Annotated in this window: 21 protein-coding genes; 12 read left to right on the forward strand and 9 right to left on the reverse strand. The window is 64.8% G+C overall.

The features are described 5' to 3' along the window. Positions 1 to 9 precede the first annotated feature (9 nt). Positions 10 to 222 (forward strand): hypothetical protein, encoded by a 213-nt coding sequence (locus tag C8J46_RS08290; protein ID WP_132737428.1) that lies wholly within the window; start codon positions 10 to 12, stop codon positions 220 to 222. A gap of 251 nt (positions 223 to 473) precedes the next feature. On the opposite strand, the gene C8J46_RS08295 is transcribed toward C8J46_RS08290, so the two are convergent. The 4 genes from C8J46_RS08295 to pgi form a co-directional block, all read right to left on the reverse strand. After that, on the reverse strand, positions 474 to 1,670 hold the full coding sequence (locus C8J46_RS08295; RefSeq protein ID WP_132737431.1) for a thiolase family protein: 1,197 nt from the start codon (positions 1,668 to 1,670) through the stop codon (positions 474 to 476). A gap of 70 nt (positions 1,671 to 1,740) precedes the next feature. Then, positions 1,741 to 3,114 (reverse strand): glutathione-disulfide reductase, encoded by a 1,374-nt coding sequence (gene gorA, locus C8J46_RS08300; RefSeq protein WP_243643282.1) that lies wholly within the window; start codon positions 3,112 to 3,114, stop codon positions 1,741 to 1,743. A gap of 109 nt (positions 3,115 to 3,223) precedes the next feature. Beyond that, entirely contained in the window at positions 3,224 to 3,601 is a 378-nt protein-coding gene (locus tag C8J46_RS08305) for a DUF4174 domain-containing protein (protein WP_132737437.1), read from the reverse strand. Positions 3,602 to 3,725: 124 nt separating this feature from the next. Continuing rightward, the gene (gene pgi / locus C8J46_RS08310; RefSeq protein WP_056065526.1) at positions 3,726 to 5,216 is read right to left on the reverse strand and encodes a glucose-6-phosphate isomerase; all 1,491 of its coding nucleotides are present in this window, start codon (positions 5,214 to 5,216) and stop codon (positions 3,726 to 3,728) included. Positions 5,217 to 5,341: 125 nt separating this feature from the next. Between pgi and lepB the strand changes: the two genes are divergently transcribed. The 4 genes from lepB (at position 5,342) to lgt (ending at position 9,146) form a co-directional block, all read left to right on the forward strand. Further along, positions 5,342 to 6,151 carry a signal peptidase I gene (lepB, locus tag C8J46_RS08315; RefSeq protein ID WP_132737440.1) on the forward strand — a complete coding sequence of 270 codons (810 nt, stop codon included), beginning with the start codon at positions 5,342 to 5,344 and terminating at the stop codon, positions 6,149 to 6,151. Then, positions 6,148 to 6,810: a ribonuclease III gene (gene rnc, locus C8J46_RS08320; RefSeq protein WP_107954640.1), complete on the forward strand. Its 663-nt coding sequence runs from the start codon at positions 6,148 to 6,150 to the stop codon at positions 6,808 to 6,810. The genes lepB and rnc overlap by 4 nt, the downstream gene beginning before the upstream one ends. 252 nt (positions 6,811 to 7,062) lie before the next feature. After that, on the forward strand, positions 7,063 to 7,980 hold the full coding sequence (era, locus tag C8J46_RS08325; protein WP_243643283.1) for a GTPase Era: 918 nt from the start codon (positions 7,063 to 7,065) through the stop codon (positions 7,978 to 7,980). A 326-nt stretch (positions 7,981 to 8,306) separates the two neighbouring features. Further along, entirely contained in the window at positions 8,307 to 9,146 is an 840-nt protein-coding gene (gene lgt / locus C8J46_RS08330) for a prolipoprotein diacylglyceryl transferase (RefSeq protein ID WP_132737449.1), read from the forward strand. On the opposite strand, the gene C8J46_RS08335 is transcribed toward lgt, so the two are convergent. After that, positions 9,147 to 9,848, reverse strand: coding sequence for an NAD-dependent deacylase (locus C8J46_RS08335; RefSeq protein ID WP_132737452.1), 702 nt, complete (start codon positions 9,846 to 9,848; stop codon positions 9,147 to 9,149). Positions 9,849 to 10,065: 217 nt separating this feature from the next. Between C8J46_RS08335 and C8J46_RS08340 the strand changes: the two genes are divergently transcribed. From C8J46_RS08340 to C8J46_RS08355, 5 genes are all read left to right on the forward strand, one after another. Further along, on the forward strand, positions 10,066 to 10,860 hold the full coding sequence (locus C8J46_RS08340; RefSeq protein ID WP_207894138.1) for a hypothetical protein: 795 nt from the start codon (positions 10,066 to 10,068) through the stop codon (positions 10,858 to 10,860). A 217-nt stretch (positions 10,861 to 11,077) separates the two neighbouring features. After that, positions 11,078 to 12,595 (forward strand): fumarate hydratase, encoded by a 1,518-nt coding sequence (locus C8J46_RS08345; RefSeq protein ID WP_132737455.1) that lies wholly within the window; start codon positions 11,078 to 11,080, stop codon positions 12,593 to 12,595. Positions 12,596 to 12,787: 192 nt separating this feature from the next. After that, positions 12,788 to 12,961: a hypothetical protein gene (locus C8J46_RS20780; RefSeq protein ID WP_165886492.1), complete on the forward strand. Its 174-nt coding sequence runs from the start codon at positions 12,788 to 12,790 to the stop codon at positions 12,959 to 12,961. Continuing rightward, on the forward strand, positions 12,958 to 13,218 hold the full coding sequence (locus tag C8J46_RS08350) for a hypothetical protein (protein ID WP_165886493.1): 261 nt from the start codon (positions 12,958 to 12,960) through the stop codon (positions 13,216 to 13,218). The genes C8J46_RS20780 and C8J46_RS08350 overlap by 4 nt, the downstream gene beginning before the upstream one ends. A gap of 113 nt (positions 13,219 to 13,331) precedes the next feature. Further along, on the forward strand, positions 13,332 to 13,826 hold the full coding sequence (locus tag C8J46_RS08355; RefSeq protein WP_132737461.1) for a DUF2501 domain-containing protein: 495 nt from the start codon (positions 13,332 to 13,334) through the stop codon (positions 13,824 to 13,826). A gap of 792 nt (positions 13,827 to 14,618) precedes the next feature. Here the strand turns inward: C8J46_RS08355 and C8J46_RS08360 are convergent. Next, on the reverse strand, positions 14,619 to 15,020 hold the full coding sequence (locus tag C8J46_RS08360) for a hypothetical protein (RefSeq protein WP_332755593.1): 402 nt from the start codon (positions 15,018 to 15,020) through the stop codon (positions 14,619 to 14,621). Positions 15,021 to 15,306: 286 nt separating this feature from the next. Here C8J46_RS08360 and C8J46_RS08365 point away from each other — a divergent pair, with 286 nt between their 5' ends. Continuing rightward, on the forward strand, positions 15,307 to 15,684 hold the full coding sequence (locus C8J46_RS08365) for a PRC-barrel domain-containing protein (protein ID WP_056065550.1): 378 nt from the start codon (positions 15,307 to 15,309) through the stop codon (positions 15,682 to 15,684). On the opposite strand, the gene C8J46_RS08370 is transcribed toward C8J46_RS08365, so the two are convergent. The 3 genes from C8J46_RS08370 to uvrB form a co-directional block, all read right to left on the reverse strand. After that, positions 15,681 to 16,001, reverse strand: a complete 321-nt coding sequence (locus tag C8J46_RS08370; RefSeq protein WP_132737464.1) for a HigA family addiction module antitoxin — start codon at positions 15,999 to 16,001, stop codon at positions 15,681 to 15,683. The genes C8J46_RS08365 and C8J46_RS08370 overlap by 4 nt on opposite strands. Next, the gene (locus C8J46_RS08375) at positions 15,970 to 16,257 is read right to left on the reverse strand and encodes a type II toxin-antitoxin system RelE/ParE family toxin (protein ID WP_132737467.1); all 288 of its coding nucleotides are present in this window, start codon (positions 16,255 to 16,257) and stop codon (positions 15,970 to 15,972) included. The genes C8J46_RS08370 and C8J46_RS08375 overlap by 32 nt, the downstream gene beginning before the upstream one ends. Positions 16,258 to 16,323: 66 nt before the next feature. Next, on the reverse strand, positions 16,324 to 18,522 hold the full coding sequence (gene uvrB / locus C8J46_RS08380) for an excinuclease ABC subunit UvrB (protein ID WP_132737470.1): 2,199 nt from the start codon (positions 18,520 to 18,522) through the stop codon (positions 16,324 to 16,326). Positions 18,523 to 18,690: 168 nt separating this feature from the next. Between uvrB and C8J46_RS08385 the strand changes: the two genes are divergently transcribed. Further along, on the forward strand, positions 18,691 to 19,521 hold the full coding sequence (locus tag C8J46_RS08385) for a ferredoxin--NADP reductase (RefSeq protein ID WP_132737473.1): 831 nt from the start codon (positions 18,691 to 18,693) through the stop codon (positions 19,519 to 19,521). Positions 19,522 to 19,594: the final 73 nt, after the last annotated feature.

Consider the following 19,594-nt stretch of genomic DNA (forward strand, 5'->3'; position numbering starts at 1 on the left):
GTGAACGGCATGCACCGCGGAGACCTGACGATCGAGGGTAAATTCGAAGGCATGCTCGACGGCACCGCGATCGTCCCGGCCGGCGCCACCGCCGAGATCGCCGGGATGATCGATGGCACGCTGATAGTCGAACCCGGCGCGACGGTGCTGATCAGCGGCATGGTCGACGGCGAGATTATCGACCGCGGCGGCAAAATCACCGTAACCGGGATGGTCGACTGATCTTGTATCCCTCTCCCCCAGGGAAGCGGCCCGCTTGGCAAAGCCGGTGGGAAGGGTGAGGACTCGACGAAGAACACCCTAAATTTCGTGTACTGCCACCCCGGCGGAGGTCAGGGTCCCTGTGCCCTAACCAATGCCGTCACCCCAGCGAAGGCTGGGGTATCCCGGTAAGTGCGTCGGCTCGAACCGGGAGATCCCAGCTTTCGCTGGGATGACGGGGCCGCACATCGAGGTGGTGGCGATTAGAGAAATCAAACGATCTCGAACAACCCCGCAGCGCCCATGCCCCCAGCCGTGCACATCGACACGACGACATAGCGCACACCGCGTTTGCGCCCCTCGATCAGCGCATGCCCGACCAGCCGCGACCCGGTCATCCCGAATGGATGGCCGACCGCGATCGCGCCGCCGTTGACGTTGTACTTTTCCGGATCGATGCCGAGGAAATCGCGGCAATAGAGGCATTGCGACGCGAACGCCTCGTTCAGCTCCCAAAGTCCGATGTCGGCCACCGACAACCCCGTACGCTCGAGCAGTTTCGGGATCGCGAAGATCGGCCCGATCCCCATTTCCGCCGGGCTGCACCCCGCCGCCTGGAACCCGCGATAGATGCCGAGGATGTCCTTGCCCTCAGCCTCAGCAGTCCTGCGATCCATCAGCAGCTGCGCCGACGCGCCGTCGGACAGCTGGCTCGCATTGCCCGCGGTGACACTCGACCCCGGCCCGGAAAACTCGCCGCCCGGCCACACCGTCTTCAGCCCACGCAGACCCTCCAGCGTCGTGCCGGCGCGGATACCCTCGTCTTGCGACAGCGTGACGCTCTCGATCCCGGCATGCGCGCCCTGCTTGTCGTACAGCACTTTCTCGACCGTGATCGGCACGATCTCCTCGGCAAACGCCCCGTTCGCCAACCCGGCGGCGGCACGCTGCTGGCTCATCGCCGCATAGGCGTCCTGCGCCTCGCGGCTGATGCCGTATTTCTCCGCGACGATCTCCGCGGTCTCGATCATCGGGATATACGCCGCCGGCTCCTTCGCCACGACGCTCGCATTGACGTAGCGCGGCGCATCCTTCGTGACGGTGTAGCTGATCGACTCCATCCCGCCGGCCAGTGCCACATCCGCCTCGTCGCAGATGATAGTCCGCGCCGCGAGCGCCACCGCGGTCAGGCCCGACCCGCATTTCCGGTCGAGCGTGAAGGCGGGGACCGACTCCGGCAGCCCGCCGGCAAAAAGCGCCATCCGTCCGGCGTTACCGCCCTGCGTCCCCCATTGGTTGCCGACGCCCCAGAACACCTCGTCGATCCGCGCCGGATCGATCCCTGCGCGCTCGACCACCGCGTTCATCACATGCCCCGCCAGCACCGGCGCCTCGGTCGCATTGAACGCGCCGCGATACGCCTTGCCGATAGCGGTACGGGCGGTCGAGACGATGGCGGCTTCACGCATGCTGGAACCTTTCGAGGATCGGGTATGCGCGATCTACCGCGTCGTTCCCGCAACGCAAAGCCTGAAGGTTTCACTTCATCAAGACAAGCTCTTCCGCCATCGTCGGATGCAGCGCGACGGTCGCGTCGAAATCGGCCTTGGTCAGCCCGGCCTTCACCGCCACCGCAGCCGATTGCAGGATCTCCGGACAGTCCGGCCCGATCATGTGGATGCCGACCACCCGGTCGGTCTCGCCGTCGCAGATCATCTTGTACAGCGAGCGCTCGTTGCGGCCCGCCAGCACGTTCTTCATCGGCCGGAAGTCGCTCGAATACACCCTTACCGAGCCGAGTGCTTCCCGCGCCTGCGACTCGGTCATGCCGACGCCGGCCATCGGCGGATGGCTGAACACGGCTGCGGGAACGTTGGCGTAATCGACTCGCGTCGGCTTGCCGCCGAAGAACGTGTCGGCGAACGCCTGCCCCTCGCGGATCGCGACCGGAGTCAGCTGAATCCGGTTGGTGACGTCGCCGACCGCAAAGATCGAGTCGCAACTCGACCGATTATCCTCGTCGACGATCACCGCGCCCGCCGCGTCCATCTCGACGCCTGCGGTTTCAAGCCCGAGGCCCTTCGTGTTGGGCAAACGGCCGGTCGCGAACATCACGAGATCGACGACGATCGGCTCGTGCCCGCTCATCTTGACCGTCAGGCAGCCATCCGAATCCTTCTCGATGCTCTCGAACGCAGCGTTGAAGCGGAAATCGATGCCCTTGCTCATCGAGATCTGGAGCAGCCGGTCGCGGATCGATTCGTCATAGCCGCGCAGGATCACGTCGGTCCGGTTGACCAGCGTCACGTGCGATCCGAACTGGTGGAAGATGCCGGCGAATTCGTTGGCGATATAGCCCGCGCCGGCGATCAGCACGCGCTTGGGCACGTCATCGAGATGGAAGACCTCGTTCGAGGTGATGCCATGCTCGGCACCGGGGAACTCAGGCACCAGCGGATGCGCGCCGACCGCGATCAGGATCTTGGCGGCGGTCTTGGTGGTGCCATCAGCGAGCGTGACTTCGTTCGGCCCGGAGACGACCGCACGCTGGTGGATGATGTCGACATGGTTGTTCTGCAGCGTGGTGGTGTAGGCGCCGTTGATCCGGTCGACCTCCTCCATCACGTTGTCGCGCAGCGTCGGCCAGCTGAACGCGCAATTGTCGGGCACCTGCCAGCCGAACCGCTTGGCATCCTTCAAATCCTCCGCGAAATGCGCGCCGTAGATCAGCAGTTTCTTCGGCACGCACCCGCGGATGACGCAGGTCCCGCCGACCCGGTGCTCCTCCGCGACCGCGACCCGCGCGCCGTGCGCGGCGGCGACACGCGACGCACGCGTCCCGCCCGAGCCTGCGCCGATGACGAACAGGTCATAGTCGAATGGGGTATCGGTCACGGATTTGGTGTCGGTCACGGGCAGTCCTCGTAGGTCACGTGCCGCTGGCGAGCGGCTTTGCATGCCATCTGGGGCAGGGGGCGCGAGGCGGCAACCCCGGCGCGGCGATCACGCTGATCGGCTCAGCCTATCGCTGGCCGGCCTTGCGCATCGGCATCGTGTCGATCGTCGCTTCCAACGCAGCGGTAGGGAAGGGCTTGGTGCTACGTAGTTTCTCGCCGCCGTCCTTGCCGATCAGGATCGCGGTGAAGGTGGTGGGGAGGTGGTATTTGCGGCGGAGCGCTGCTGCTGGGTCACTCGCGCCGCGAACCGTGTCGCCGACAACTTCGACGACAGTGAGGTCGCGGGCGGCGGCGCTGGCCTTCCAACCGGCGAGAATGCGACGTTGCTCGGCGAGCGCGGGGTCTTCAGCGGTCGAGGCGGAGACGATCAACACGCGCCGCTCCCACTTCATCTGTGCAACGGTGGGGGAGGCGGCGAGCGCGACGGCGAGGATTAGGGGCATGAAACGGGAACGCCCCCGCCTCACCAAAGCTCCGTCATCCTGGGCTCGACCCAGGATGGAGAGCCACGCAGGATGTCGCGCGTGGCTCTGGATCCCGGATCAAGTCCGGGATGACGACCGTGTTTTATCCAAAAGCGCGCTTGATCAGATCGTCCGTCGAAGGATCGAACGTCTGCCCGCCCTTCTCCGCCGCCTTCGCCATTTCCTTACCCAGCTCGACCCCGAACTGGTCGAACGAGTTGATCCCCAACAGCACCCCGTTCACGAACACCCGGTGCTCATAAAACGCGATCAGCGCCCCCAGCGTCCGCGCATCCAGATCGTCCAGCAGCAACGTCGAAGACGGCCGATCGCCCGAATAGCTGCGCGCCGGATCCTCGACCTGCTTGCCCGCCATCAGCGCCGCACCCTGCGCAAACGCGTTCAGCAACAGCGCCCGGTGATGCTCCTCGGGCAGCGTGTCACCCGGCTCGATCACCGCGATGAACTCGACCGGCACGAGATGCGTGCCCTGGTGGAGCAACTGGAACACCGCATGCTGCGCCTCCGTACCGACGCCACCCCAGGTGATCGCCGCCGACGGACGCCCGAGCGGCTGCCCGTCGACCGTCACCGACTTGCCGTTCGACTCCATCTCCAGCTGCTGGAGATAGCTCGGCAGCAACCGCAGCCGCTCGTCATACGCGAACGGCGCGCGCGTCTCGGCATGGCGGATCTGTGTGTAATACAGGTCGGCGAACGCCGCGAGCGCCGGCGCGTTCTCATGAAGCGCCGATAGCCGGAAATGCCGATCCATCTCGGCAGCACCCTCGAGCAGTTCCTCGAACCGATCCCACCCCAGCGCGATCGCCGCCGGGAAACCGATCGTCGACCACAGCGAGTAGCGCCCACCGACGCTCTCCGCGAACGGCAGGATGCGCGTCTCGTCAACGCCCCATTCCATCGCCTTCTCAGGGGACGCGGTCAGCGCGATCACGCGGCCATACGGATCCTCGACATTATGCTCGGTCATCCACTGCAGCACGCTTTCGGCGTTCATCAGCGTCTCGGTCGTGGTGAACGTCTTCGACGCGACAACCAGCAAAGTCGCCGCCGGATCGAACTTCGCGAACACGTCCTCCAGCGCCACGCCATCGACATTGGCGACGATCGCCACGTCGTAGCGCTTATCGTCACGCCCCAGCGCATCGACCAGCAATTGCGGCCCCAGCGCCGATCCACCGATCCCGACGTGCAGGATATGCCGCACCGGACCCAGCGCCTCAGCCTCGATCGCATCGATCAGCGTCCGCATCCGCGCATGGCTCGCCTGCGCGATCGCGACGCTCTCAGGCTTGCCCTCGCCGCGCTCGGCAGTGTGCTCGACCGCGCGGCCCTCGGTGACGTTGACGACCTCGCCCGAGAACAGCGCCTGCCGCTTACCCGACAAGTCCTGCGCCTTCGCCATCTCTTCGAACGCAGTGACCATGTCCGTCGTCAGATGCGTCTTCGACCAGTCGAAGTGGATCCCCGCGACATCGAGGCTGAGCTTCGAGAGTCGCTCCGAGTCCGCTGCGAACAGGTCGGTCAGCTTGGTGGCGGGCAGGGCTTCGATCTTGGACCAGTCGGCGGTCATGCTACTTCTCCGAATAGACGTGCGCGCCGGTCATGCTGCAAGCGCGAGACCGCGACAACGCTCTTTCGGTGACTGGTATCCCGCACACGCTTGACGATAGGCGCGGTCTGCGCAAACCCGCGCACATGGCAAATGACGTTAAGACCAAACCCAAGCGCTCTGAGACGAGCGAAACGTTCCGCTTTCTTCTGAAGCTGGCGGTGGTCGTCCTGATCCTCCGCAGCTTCATCTTCGCGCCGTTCAGCATCCCGTCCGAATCGATGCTGCCCCGCCTCCTGATCGGCGACTATCTCTTCGTCTCGAAGTGGAACTACGGCTATTCGCGCTGGTCGCTCCCCGCGGGCATACCGCTGATCCCCGGCCGCATCTTCGGCAGCACCCCGACGCGCGGCGACGTCGTCGTCTTTCGCGCACCCGAAGTGCTCGACCACGACGTCATCAAGCGCGTCATCGGCCTCCCCGGCGAGACCGTCCAGATGCGTCAGGGCACCGTCTACCTCAACGGCACGGCGATCCCGAAGCTCCGCATCGCCGACTTCACGATCCCGCTGACCGAGAACTTCAACGCCGAGAAATGCGGCGCGCCGTACGTCGACGTCGTCGCGAACGTCCAGATCTGCCGCTACCCCCGCTTCCGCGAAACGCTTCCGGGCGGTCGCAGCTACGAAGTCCTCGACCAGGCCGAACTCCCCGATCGCGACGACACCGGGCTCTACACGATCCCCGCCGGCCACATCTTCGTGATGGGTGACAACCGCGACGACAGCGGCGACAGCCGGTTCCCCGCGCCGCAAGGCATGGGCTACGTCCCGCTCGCCAACGTCGAGGGCAAGGCGGTCGTAAATTTCTTCTCGACCGACGGCAATGCCGAATGGCTGAAGCCCTGGACCTGGGTCAGTGCCGCGCGCTGGAGCCGTATCGGGGAAGGCTTTTGAGCGATCTAGCCGGCTGGCTGAAGACGCTCTTCGGCCGCGCACCGACCAACCTCGCCCCCTATGAGCGCGCGCTGACGCACGGCAGCCAGGCCGCGGCGAACTACGAGCGACTCGAGTTCCTAGGCGACCGCGTCCTAGGCCTGATCATCGCCGAGTGGCTCTACGAACTGTTCGCCACCGACCCCGAGGGTTCGCTGTCGAAGCGCCTTAACGCACTCGTCACCGGTCCCGTCTGCGCCGACGTCGCCCGCGAACTCGGCGTCCGCGCGCATCTGAAACTCGGCAAGCAGGCCCGCGATGACGGCGCGAGCGACAGCGACAACGTGCTCGGCGACGTGATGGAAGCGCTGATCGGCGCCTGGTACCAGGAAGCCGGCCTCGACGCGGCGCGCGCCTTCGTCCGCGGCGCCTGGGGCGACCGCGTCCAGGCGGGCGCAAAAGCCCCGCAACACCCCAAGTCCGCGCTGCAGGAATGGGCCGCCGCGCACAACCGCAAGCCCCCCGAATACACCATCGTCGAACGCACCGGCCCCGGCCACGCCCCCAAGTTCACGATGCTGGTGTCAGTCGGCAAACTCGCCGAAGCCACCGCCACCGGCTCCAGCAAACAGGAAGCCGAAACCGCGGCAGCCAAGGCGCTCCTGGAGAAGCTGGGCTGAGAAGGCAGTTTTGTTCGCGCAAAGGCGCAAAGGCGCGGAGGTGGTGTGGATGGGGCTCGCGCGCGCCGCAATCATGCGCCGCCGAGTATCTCGGAGCCGTTTGGAGCGATACCTGATTACCGCTCGCAACCCCTCCGCGCCTTTGCGCCTTTGCGCGAACAAAACTGCCTTCTTCGACCTTCTCGCGACGCGATGACGGACGGCCATTTTCCCTGTACAGCCGAACGCAACACCAGTTCGAAAAGAGCATATGTGACTGAAACGAATACCAAGCCCGATACCAAGCATTGCGGCCTAGTTGCCATCGTCGGCGCGCCGAACGCCGGCAAGTCGACGCTCGTCAACGCGCTCGTCGGCCAGAAGGTCGCGATCGTCAGCCCCAAGGCGCAGACGACGCGAGCCAAGCTGATGGGCGTCGCGATCGAGGGCGACACGCAGATCCTGCTCGTCGACACCCCCGGCATCTTCGAGCCCAAGCGCCGCTTCGACCGCGCGATGGTCGCCGCCGCCTGGGGTGGCGCGGAAGGCTCCGACATCATCGCGCTCGTGGTCGATGCCAAGGGCGGGATCGGCGGCAAGGTGACGACGATCGTCGAGTCGCTGGTCGGCCGCACCGAGCCGATCTGGCTGGTCCTCAACAAGGTCGATCTCGCCGACAAGACCAAGCTGCTGATCCACGCCGAGAAACTCAACGCGCTGCTCCCGTTCGCCGAGACGTTCTTCATCAGCGCCGGCACCGGCGACGGCCTTGCGCACTTCAAGACGCAGCTCGCCAAGGCCATGCCCGAAGGTCCGTGGCACTACCCCGAGGACCAGGTCTCCGACTCGACCGAGCGCGCGCTGGCATCGGAAGTCACGCGCGAGCAGCTCTATCTCCAGCTCCACGCCGAACTCCCCTATGCGAGCACGATCGAGACCGAGCAGTATATCGAACGCCAGGACGGCTCGCTGGAGATCCACCAGCAGATCCTGGTCGAGCGTCCCACCCAACGCGCGATCGTGCTCGGCAAAGGCGGCGTCCGCATCAAGGAAATCGGCGCCCGCTCCCGCATCGAACTCGCCTCGATCACCGGCAAGCCCGTTCACTTGTACCTGCACGTAAAGGTCAAACCCGGCTGGGACGAAGACCGCGAAGTCTATCGCGACATGGGCCTCGACTGGGTCGACTGAACCCGCGGAAATATTCCACCCCGGCGAAGGCCGGGGCCCAATTGGGGGCGTTTGTAACTGCGGACAGCGTTCCGTCACTTCGACCTTGCCAATTGGGCCCCGGCCTTCGCCGGGTGGTATAGAGTTCGAACAAAGGGTGTTCCCCCGCGAAGGCGGGGGTCCAGTCTGGGCCCCCGCCTTCGCGGGGGAACAATTTGGGTCGGTATTTCCGCGACCCGATCCCGCAATAGTAAAACCATTTCGCGATCGCCGGTCAAAACCGCGCCGTCCTCTCGCCCGCGCATGCTATCGTTCCCACGCCCGCTCAGCCGGACGAGGACCACACGATGCCGACCATGATCGATGCGACGTCCGCGATCCGCTACGACCAGCTTCCTCTTTCCCCGGTCGCCTGGGATTTCGGCCTGTTCCAGCTCAGATGGTACGCGCTCAGCTACATCGCGATGATCGCCCTGGGCTGGTGGTATCTGCGGAAAATGCTCGGGCGATCCGGCGCGCCGATGGCTGAACGCCATGTCGACGACCTCGTCTTCTATCTGACGCTCGGCATCATACTCGGCGGCCGCCTCGGCTATTGCCTGTTCTACCGGCCGGAGATCTGGCGCGATCCGCTGGACGTACTGAAACTCTGGCGGGGCGGGATGTCGCTGCATGGCGGGTTCCTCGGCGTGATCGTCAGCCTGATCGCGTTCACCCGCCGCCATCGCCTCTCGCTGCTCCGCGTCTGCGACTATGTTGCGTGCGCGACGCCGTTTGGGCTCGTGCTGGTACGGATCGCCAATTTCGTGAACGGTGAGTTGTGGGGCCGGCCCAGTTCGCTGCCCTGGACGGTGATCTTCCCCGGCACGCAGGACGGCATCCCCCGCCACCCCAGCCAGCTATACGAAGCCGCGCTCGAGGGGGGCGTGACCATGATCGTGCTCGCATATCTGTTCTGGCGCACCGACGCGCGGCTTCGCCCGGGACGGCTGCTCGGCACCGGACTGATCCTCTACGGCACTGCGCGCTTCCTGCTCGAATTCGTCCGCCAGCCCGACGCCGGACTCGATCACCTGTGGTGGGGACTGACGATGGGGCAAACGCTGAGCGTACCGATGATCGTGGCGGGTATCTGGTTCTGGGGGCGGTCCTATACGCGATCGTCCGTAACGCCCGTGCCTGCCTGACTATCGGCCCAGCACTTCGTCCACCCACGACGGCACCAGCACGCCCGCCGCACCGATCCGCGTCTGCTCGAAGAACACGCTCCCCATCGACGGATCGAGATTCAGCTCCAGCGTCCTGGCCCCATGATACGCCGCGGTCTGCACGAACCCCGCCGCGGGATACACCGCGCCCGACGTGCCGATCGACACGAACAGGTCGGCCTTCGCCAAGGCCGCCTCGATCCGTTCCATCTGGTACGGCATCTCGCCGAAGAACACGATGTCCGGCCGCAACGCGCCTGAGCCGCACGCCGCGCACGTCGCCCCCTCTGGCAAGCTGTCAGCCCAAGCCTCACGCGCGCCGCACACGGCACACAAGGCCGACAACAACTCACCATGCATATGCAGCATCCGCGTTGCACCCGCGCGCTCGTGCAGGTCGTCGACATTCTGCGTGACGATCAGCAACTCGCCCTCCCAACCCGCATCCAGCCGCGCCAGCGCGTTGTGCGCAGCGTTAGGCTCGACCGTCGCCAGAGCCTCGCGTCGCAGATCGTAGAACCGGTGCACCAGTTCCGGATCCGCCGCGAGCGCCTCGGGGGTGCACACGTCTTCGACACGGTGCCCCTCCCACAAGCCACCCGGCCCGCGAAACGTCGCGATTCCGCTTTCCGCCGAGATGCCCGCCCCGGTCAGAACGACGATGTTTCTGATATCCTGCATCGGCACATTCTAGGCCGGGCAGCGCCGCGCGGAAAGCCGGAGTCGGCCTGCCGCCGCCGAAATGGCCTTCCGGTCGCCCGCCCGCCCTGTCCATGCGATGCGACCGATTGTCCCTTCCGGCGTTAAGGTACATCGACCATATCATCATGGCCGTCTGCGAACCGATCGCCGGTGCCGTCTCGGCGCTACGCTTTGATATTGTGAAGGATTTACTGCGATGTTGACGAAAAAGCTGATGCTGCTGGGCGGTATGATCGCGGTCCTCGGCGGCTGTGGTCAGACGACTTCGACGGACTCGAACACCACGACCGCAAACATCGCCATGGGCAACACCAGCGCTGCGACGAGCGCGACCCCGGCGGTCAACCGTGTCCGCGGCGTGATCACCGCGATCGGCACCGATGCGCTGACCGTCCAGACCTATGACGGCAAGTCGGCCACCGTGCCGCTCGACGCCAACACCAAGTTCGCCTGGGTGGTGAAGTCCGACCTGTCGACGCTCAAGGACGGCGACTTCATCGGCACCGCGACGACTGGTCCCGACAATGCGTTGCGCGCGGTCGAACTGGTCATCTTCCCCGAGGCGATGCGCGGCACCGGCGAGGGTCATTATCCCTGGGACGTCCCCGGCGCGGTCGCGGCTGCAGGCGGCGGCACGAGTGGGTCGAGCGCAATGACCAACGGCACCGTCGACGGGCAGAGCGCGATGACCAACGGCACGGTCGATGGCCAGAGCGCGATGACGAACGGCACGGTGGCGCAGCAGAGCGGCATGACCAACGGCACCGTCACAGGTGGCGCAGGCAAGCCCGGCGAGACCAAGCTGAGCATCTCGTACAAGGGCGGCAAGGCCCAGGTCGTCGTCCCCGTCGGCACGCCGATCGTCCGGTTCGAGCCAGCCGAGCGTACTGTCCTCGCCAAGGGCCAGAAGCTGTTCGCGATCGTCTCGACCGACTCCAAGGGCGCCAAGTCGGTCGCCGTCGGCAAGGACGGCCTGACGCCGCCGATGTAATCATACTAACACTTTGAGATAACTAGGAAAGGTCGGGGTGGCGCGAAGGCTATCCCGGCCTTTTCCATTTGGTGGCATCGGATACGCCAGGGCACGTTGGTGTGACCTTATCGTAACCTTTGGCTGTTTGCGCCCCGATTACCGCAACGGCCCCGTCTTCATAAATCGCGCGATCACCGCTAAGACGCCTGCAAACCTGTATCCGTAAAGGCGCTGCATGACCGTCATCACCGAAGCCGACCTGATCGAAAGCGTCGCCGACGCACTCCAGTTCATCAGCTACTACCACCCGATGGACTACATTCGCGCGCTGGGCGTCGCGTACGAAGCGGAGCAATCGCCCGCCGCCAAGGATGCGATCGCGCAGATCCTGACTAACAGCCGGATGTGCGCGGAGGGCCACCGCCCGATCTGCCAGGACACCGGCATCGTCACGATCTTCGTCAAATGGGGCCAGGATTGCCGCCTCGAGTCGACCCGCAGCTTGCAGGAAGTCGTCGATGAAGGCGTGCGAAAAGCCTATCTCAACCCCGAGAACAAGCTGCGCGCGTCGATCCTCGCCGACCCCGCCTTCACCCGCCGCAACACCAAGGACAACACGCCGAGCGTGATGCATGTCGAGATGGTGCCCGGCAACACCGTCTCGATCGACGTCGCGGCGAAGGGGGGCGGCAGCGAGAACAAGTCGAAGTTCAAGATGATGAACCCGTCCGACTCGATCGTCGACTGGGTGCTCGAGATGATCCCGCAGATGGGTGCCGGCTGGTGCCCGCCCGGCATGCTCGGGATCGGCATCGGTGGCACCGCCGAGAAGTCGATGATCCTCGCCAAGCAGTCGCTGATGGGCTCGATCGACATGGCGCAGCTGAAGGCGCGCGGGCCCAGGAACGACATCGAGGCGCTGCGGATCGAGATCTACGACAAGGTCAACGCGCTTGGCATCGGCGCGCAGGGGCTGGGCGGGCTTTCGACTATTCTCGACGTGAAGATCTTCGACTGGCCGACGCATGCCGCGTCGAAGCCGGTGGCCATGATCCCCAACTGTGCCGCCACGCGCCACGCGCACTTCGTGCTCGACGGCTCGGGCCCGGTGTATCTGGAGGCGCCAAAGCTGGAGGAATGGCCCGACGTCAACTGGACGCCCGACAGGGCCGCGATCCGCGTCGATCTCGACACGCTGACGCCCGAAGTCGTGCAGACGTGGAAGCACGGCGACCGCTTGCTGCTCAACGGCAAGATGCTGACCGGGCGCGATGCGGCGCACAAGCGGATCAAGGACATGCTCGATGCGGGCGAGCCGCTGCCGGTCGATTTCAAGGGTCGCGTGATCTATTACGTCGGCCCGGTCGATCCGGTCGGCGAGGAAGTCGTCGGACCTGCGGGCCCCACCACGGCGACGCGGATGGACAAGTTTACGCGGATGATGCTCGACCAGGGCCTGCTGGCGATGGTCGGTAAGGCGGAACGCGGCGGCGATGCGACCAAGGCGATCGCCGAGGCCAAGTCCGCGTATCTGATGGCGGTCGGCGGCGCGGCGTATCTGGTCGCGCGCGCGATCAAGGGATCGAAGGTCGTCGGCTTCGCGGATCTCGGCATGGAAGCGATCTACGAGTTCGAGGTCAGCGACTTCCCGGTGACCGTTGCGGTCGATTCCGCGGGCGAGAACGTCCACCAGCTCGCACCGTTGGTCTGGCGTGAGAAGATCGCGCGTGAGGGGTTGCTGACGCCGGCATGACGACGCGCGCAGGCAGAAGGGGGCGGGGGCCCGTCCGGTGGGTCGTGCCTTCCTACTTCTGCTTGTTGTCGCGGTCGTCTACGCGCCGCAGTTGCTAGCGTTTCCGTATGAGCAGCGAATCGGCACCGTCACCGTCTATGCCGAGCGTCCGATCGATCCTCGGATCGCAGCGAACTGGCGCGCGCGGAAGGGTTGCTGCGCGCCAGTCCGATCTACACCGGCTCGCTCGATCGGTCGCTGTTCCTGACGGACGGAGGCTGGCGCTGGCGGTTTCTCGCGATCCAGTCGCCGGACGCCTTCGCGTTCCGCCGGCCCTTCAGTTCGGCGATCATCTTAACCGCAGCGATGTCGCCGCCGACCGCGTGACGAACGGTCGTGCGATGGGCGGCACTCGCACGTTGTCCGGCGTGATCGCGCACGAGACGACGCACATTATGCTCGCCAACCATCTTGGCGAAGTGCGCAGTGTTATGCTCCCGACTTGGCAGCAGGAGGGGTATGCGGATCATGTCGCGGGCGAGAGCAGCCTGACGGACGCGGAGGCCTCTCGTCTTCGCAAGACCGTCCGGGCGCGACGGCGCTGGTGTATTACGATGCCCGCCGACGGGTGGCGGCGGCGTTGAGCGCCAAGCGCGGATCCGTCGACGCGTTCTTTGCGGGCGGTTGAGCGAAGCCGAGCTCGGAACGCACCCCGGCCAGTCCTGTTGGTAACACGACCTTATCGGAGCTCCGTATCATGCCCAAGACCGCAATCGCCCTCGTCGCAGCCTTCGCCCTCGCGACGTCCGCATCTGCGCAGACCACCGCACCGGAGTCGGCGTCGACTCGAAACGGTCTTGGCGGTCTTGGTGGACTCGGCGGCCTGGATGGCTTGCTGGGTGGTGCGTTGCCGAGCGTCGGATCGATCGGTGCCGGTAACGCCGCCGGCCTGCTCGGTTATTGCCTTAAGAACAATCTGCTTGGGCAGGGTGGTGCGCTTGGCGCGCTGACCGGCGGACGGAATGCACCGCGAGCGGGCAGCACCACGAAAGCCCCGGATACTGGCGCGCAATCGATCCTCCAGCGTCTGATCGGGCGACAGGGGGTGCAGACGTCGCCGGGCTATGCCGCCGGACAAGACGGCGAAGTGCAGGCGCCGAACGGACAGGCGTTTTCGCTCGACGAGCTCGGTGGGCAGGTGAAGACGCGGATGTGCAGCATCGTGCTCAACCGGGCTAAGTCTTTCCTGTAGGGGTAGTTACGGACCAAGGGCGGGGCGCGGTAATACAGATGGTAGATCAGGTGCTTGCCCAAGCAGCCCACTCATTCCTGCGTCTTTCCCGTCATCCTGACGAAAGTCAGGATCCAGAGTAATCAAACGCAGCCCTTTGCGACCCTGGATCCTGACTTTCGTCAGGATGACGGCGGGGGCGGGGCATGCACTTGTAACGCTTCGGCTGGTGCAGCGTTGGCCTAATGCGCGCTCGGTTGCCCGGTCCTAACCGTAAAGCGGAACACAAAGGTGATGGGTGCGGAGGCGAAGCGAGGCACCGGCTCGGCCGGCACCTGTCGACATCGTCAGCTCGAAAAAACCGGGGTGACTTCGACGGACAGCGAACATAGTCCCGTTCGACGCAATCTCGTCGCAGATGGCAATTGGGTCGACCACCATCGTCAACCCACCACCCCACAAATGAAAAGAGGCTGCCGGATCGTCTCACGACGAACCGACAGCCCCCTGACATGGTCAGCGGCCGGAGAGCTCCAGCCCGGAGGACCATGCGTACCGCCTATCCTATGGACCACGTGTTGACTGGGAGAGGATACTCCCCACGCGGACCGGCGGCGTTAGCGGTGCGTCCCCCGAACGAACCGAACCGAACTCACTGCTGAACCATGAGACATCGGATCACCTCCTTTCGCTTGTTGAAACAACGCGGCCAAGCCTGACCGCAACGCCAATGTGTGCCGAGCGCGCCTGCGATACAAGCCTTGTTTTACGGAAGTTTTTGATCAATCCTGTGGGACCGCCGGTTCGTCGAAATCAGCCGCGGCAATCCTCGGTGACGCGCTCGATCTCGGCCCAGGCGGGCACGACGAGCGGCGCCAGTCCGGCCTGCTGGACGACGAACCGCCCGCGACTGAACCCCATCGCCTCCAGCAACGAATCGTTCGGCATCAGCGTAGCCGCGACATAGGGCGGCGTGCCCCCGGTCGGCTGTACGGACACGGCGCGCGTAACGCTTGATGTGCGGATCGTCAGCGGCGTCGGCGTACTGCCCGCGCGCGATAGATAGACTTGGCGCGCCGTAGTGTCGCACCGCACCGTCAGCGACGCGTCGGCATTGGCTGGCCCGAACAACGCGATCGAACCGCGCGCATCCCGGCGATACACCCACGTCCCCGGCGAATACGGCCAGTCGCGCCAGTCCGCAGCGATCGGCACCGGACGTGGCGCCGGAGCGGGGGGGGCCTCACGCGGGGGCGGCGGCGCTTCAACACGTGGCGGCGCAACGCAGCCGGCGATCGAGGCAAGAGTCGCTAGACCAGCAAGCCGTGCCAGGGCGATAGGGCTGGCAAGCGATCGCAAGCCGACGAGGGGAGGGGACGGAGTGCGCATCGCATCGCTATGCGGCACGCCCGGCGGTCGCTCAAGTACGACGAAGAGCGGCCGGCGGGAACCGCCGCACGGTGATACCGGTTCAACGACGGAAGAAATCAGGAGAACGTCCATGTCCGATACCGCCGCCCAGACGCCAACCCAGCTGCTCGTCCAGTCGAACATCTCCGGCACGATGAAGGTCGAGAGCCGCGACGGCGACAATGTCGGCTCGGTCCACGCGTTCATGGTCCACAAGGGCACCGGCCGCGTCACCCACGCCGTGCTGAGCCTCGGCGGCTTCCTCGGCATGGGCAAGAGCTTCTACCCGCTGCCGTTTGCGCTGCTCCAGTTCGACGCGGTCCGCGACCTCTACGTCGTCACGATCGACAAGCGTGTCCTTGAAGGCGGTCCAAGCTGGGCGAACAACGCGCCGGTCTTCGACCAGGCGTATGCCGACCGTGTGGCAAGCTATTATGGGTCGAGCAGCGAAGACCTTGTAGTCGGCTAAGCCGCGCGCGGAACGATGCGGGCCAGTGCGCCCGCTTCGTTCCGCTGAATTTTCTCGACATCGTAACTGACCTGAAGCCGGAGGAAAAATCCCTCGGACATCCGTAGATACCGGGTCAACCGGGCGTCCACCGACGGATCTATGTCACGGGTGCTGGCAACTATTTCGCGCAGAGTGGCAAGTTCGATCCCGGTGCCGTTTGCGACTTCCTCAAGCGGGATGTCGCTACCAATCAGGAAATCTTCGCGCAGAATGTCGCCTGGGTGGACGTTGTCCAACCGCTCGTCATCCGCGATGGTAATCCTCGATCCGGACATCGTCCGCGCCTCCGTTCGACCAACCAAACGTAATCCGCCACCGGTCGTTGATCCGGATGCTATATCGCAAAGGCGTTAACCCTTTCAACTGCTCCAAGCGGTTGCCCAGCGGGGTGCGCAGGTCGTCCAAGCGACCGGCATTTTCTAGCTGACGAAGTTTGCGCCGGGCAGTCTGCTGAATATCAAGTGGCAGTCTGCGACTTTGCCGTCCGACGGAAACGCTTTCAGTCTCATCATCTAAAAAACTGCGGATCATAAGCCACCATCAAACAGGCATAGGCGATCCCTTAGTGTCCAGCGGCAGCGTAAAGCATGCAAGCGTTCACCGTGACCGGGAGCCACCCATCCGCATCTTCTGGCTCTTGCCGTACCTCGTCTTGCGCGTCCCCGGCTTGCCCTCGTTCGAACGCCCCATGACCGGCGCTTTCTGCTGGTCGACCGGCAGGCCCAGTTCCTCGTTCTCCAACTGGCGGATCTCGTCGCGCAGTCGACCCGCGGTCTCGAATTCCAGATCGGACGCAGCCTTGCGCATTTGCTTCTCGAGGTCCTCGATATACGCGCGGAGATTGTGGCCGACCATGTGCGGGCGGTCCTCATCGATCGGGATCGTCACCTGATCCTGGCTCGCCACGTGCGCGATGATGTCGCCGATGTTGCGGCGGATCGTCGTCGGGGTGATGCCGTGCTCGGTGTTGTACGCGACCTGCTTCTCACGGCGGCGCGACGTCTCGTTCATCGCGCGCTCCATCGATCCGGTTACGCGGTCGGCGTACAGGATCACGCGGCCATCGACGTTGCGTGCCGCGCGACCGATCGTCTGGATCAGCGACGTCTCGGAACGCAGGAAGCCCTCCTTGTCCGCATCAAGGATCGCGACCAGCCCGCATTCGGGGATATCCAATCCCTCGCGCAACAGGTTGATGCCGATCAGCACGTCGTACACGCCGAGCCGCAGGTCGCGGATCAGCTCGATGCGCTCCAACGTCTCGACGTCGCTGTGCATGTAGCGGACCTTGATCCCCGCCTCGTGCATATACTCTGTGAGATCTTCGGCCATCCGTTTGGTGAGCGTGGTGACGAGCGTGCGGTAGCCGAGCGCGGTGGTCTTGCCGACTTCGACGATCAGGTCCTGGACCTGTTCCTCGACCGGCTTGATCTCGACGGGGGGATCGATAAGCCCGGTCGGGCGGATAACCTGTTCGGCGAAGACGCCGCCGGTCTGCTCCATCTCCCAGCTGCCCGGGGTCGCCGAGACATAGGTCGTCGGCGGGCGCATCGCGTCCCATTCGTTGAAGCGCAGCGGACGATTGTCGATCGCGCTCGGCAGGCGGAAGCCATATTCGGCGAGCGTCAGTTTGCGACGGTGATCGCCGCGCGACATGCCGTTGATCTGGCCGATCGTGACGTGGCTCTCGTCGACGAAGAGCAATGCGTTGTCGGGGAGATATTCGAACAATGTGGGTGGCGGCTCGCCGGGCATGCGTCCGGTCAGGAAGCGACTGTAATTCTCGATCCCCGCGCAGGAGCCCGTCGCGGCGATCATCTCCAGATCGAAGTTGGTGCGCTGCTCGAGGCGCTGCGCCTCCAGTAGCTTGCCCTCCAGCACCAGCTCCTTCAACCGCTCCGCCAACTCGTGCTTGATCGCCTCGCCCGCCTGCTTGAGCGTCGGGCCGGGCGTCACGTAATGCGAGTTTGCGTACACCCGAACCGAGTTCAGCGACGCGACCTTCTTGCCGGTCAGCGGATCGAATTCGGTGATCTCCTCGATATCGTCGCCGAAGAACGAGATGCGCCACGCGCTGTCCTCGTAATGCGACGGGAAGATCTCGAGCGTATCGCCCTTCACGCGGAAATTTCCGCGCTGGAACGCCGCGTCGTTGCGCTTGTACTGGAGCGCGACCAGTTTCCGCACAATCTCGCGCTGATCGACCGTCGTGCCTTTTTTGAGGTCGAAGATCATCGCCGAATAGGTCTCGACCGAGCCGATGCCGTACAGGCACGACACCGACGCGACGATGATGACGTCGTCGCGTTCGAGCAGCGCACGCGTCGCCGAATGCCGCATCCGGTCGATCGACTCGTTGGTCGACGATTCCTTCTCGATGTAGGTGTCGGAGCGCGCGACATAGGCTTCGGGCTGATAATAATCGTAATAGCTGACGAAATATTCGACCGCGTTGTCGGGGAAGAACGACTTCATCTCGCCGTATAGCTGCGCGGCCAGGATCTTGTTCGGCGCGAGGATCAGCGCGGGGCGCTGGACGCGGTTGATGACGCTGGCCATCGTGAAGGTCTTGCCCGAGCCGGTGACGCCGAGCAGCACCTGGTCCTTCTCGCCGTCGCCGATCGCGGCGACGAGTTCGGCGATCGCGGTAGGCTGGTCGCCCGCGGGTTCGTACTCGCTGACGAGGTTGAACCGCTTGCCGCCCTCGACCTTGTCTGGGCGCGCGGTCGGGCGGTGCGGGACGAAGCTTTCGCCGGTTTCGGGCTCGGCGAGACTGGTGCGGATCTGAATGGCCATCGAGGGGGAATATGGGGAACATCGCTCGAGTCGGCAACGGCCACGGGACCTGTTTGGGCAGTGCCAAGTTTAGCTGTTGTTGACCCGTCCGGCTCGCGCCCATAATGCGACCGTTTCGCAAGCAATCGATCCGCCAGCGCGAGTCCGCGCGGCCGAAGGAATAGACGCATGATCGCCCCGACCGTCGAAGCAACCCGCGCCCCCGTGCTGATCCCCGAGACGCCTGCGTTCCTCAACGCCAAGGTGCTGTGGGTGCGTCACTGGAACGAACATCTGTTCAGCTTCGCGATCGAGCGGCCATCGACCTTCCGCTTCCGCTCGGGCGAGTTCGTGATGATCGGTTTGCCCCAGGAAGGCGGCAAGCCGATCATGCGCGCCTATTCGATCGCGTCCCCGCATTATTCGGAGGAGCTGGAGTTCCTGTCGATCAAGGTCGAGGATGGCCCGCTGACCTCGAAGCTCCAGCTGATCCAGCCGGGTGATGAAGTGTATCTGGGCAAGAAGCCGACCGGCACGCTGGTGCTCGACGCGTTGCTGCCGGGGAAGCGCCTGTTCATGTTCTCGACCGGCACCGGCCTCGCGCCGTTCCTCAGCCTGATGCGCGACCCCGACGTCTATGCGGCCTATGAGCAGGTGATCGTCGTGCACAGCGTGCGCCGCGTGAGCGATCTCGCCTATCACGACGAGATGGTAGGGCTGCTCTCGGAGGACCCGCTGATCGCCGACGAGGCGCAGACGCAGTTCCACTACATCCCGACCGTGACGCGCGAGCCGTTCCGCACCACGCGGCGGATCGGTGCGCTGATCGAGGACGCGTCGCTGTTCGGCCACCCGGTCCGCGGCGATCAGAAGCTCAACCCCGAAACCGACCGCGCGATGCTGTGCGGCTCGACCGAGATGATCAAGGAATTCGCGGTGATGCTCGAGGCGCAGGGCTTCGAGGAGGGCGCGAATTCGAAGCCGGGTACGTTCGTCATCGAGCGCGCGTTCGTCGGCTGACACCCCGTCATCCTGACGAAAGTCAGGATCAGAACCCCATGCGGCGGCGTCTGTGGCTCTGGATCCTGGGTCG

It is taken from the genome of Sphingomonas sp. PP-F2F-A104-K0414, assembly GCF_004340945.1.
Classification (GTDB): Bacteria; Pseudomonadota; Alphaproteobacteria; order Sphingomonadales; family Sphingomonadaceae; genus Sphingomonas.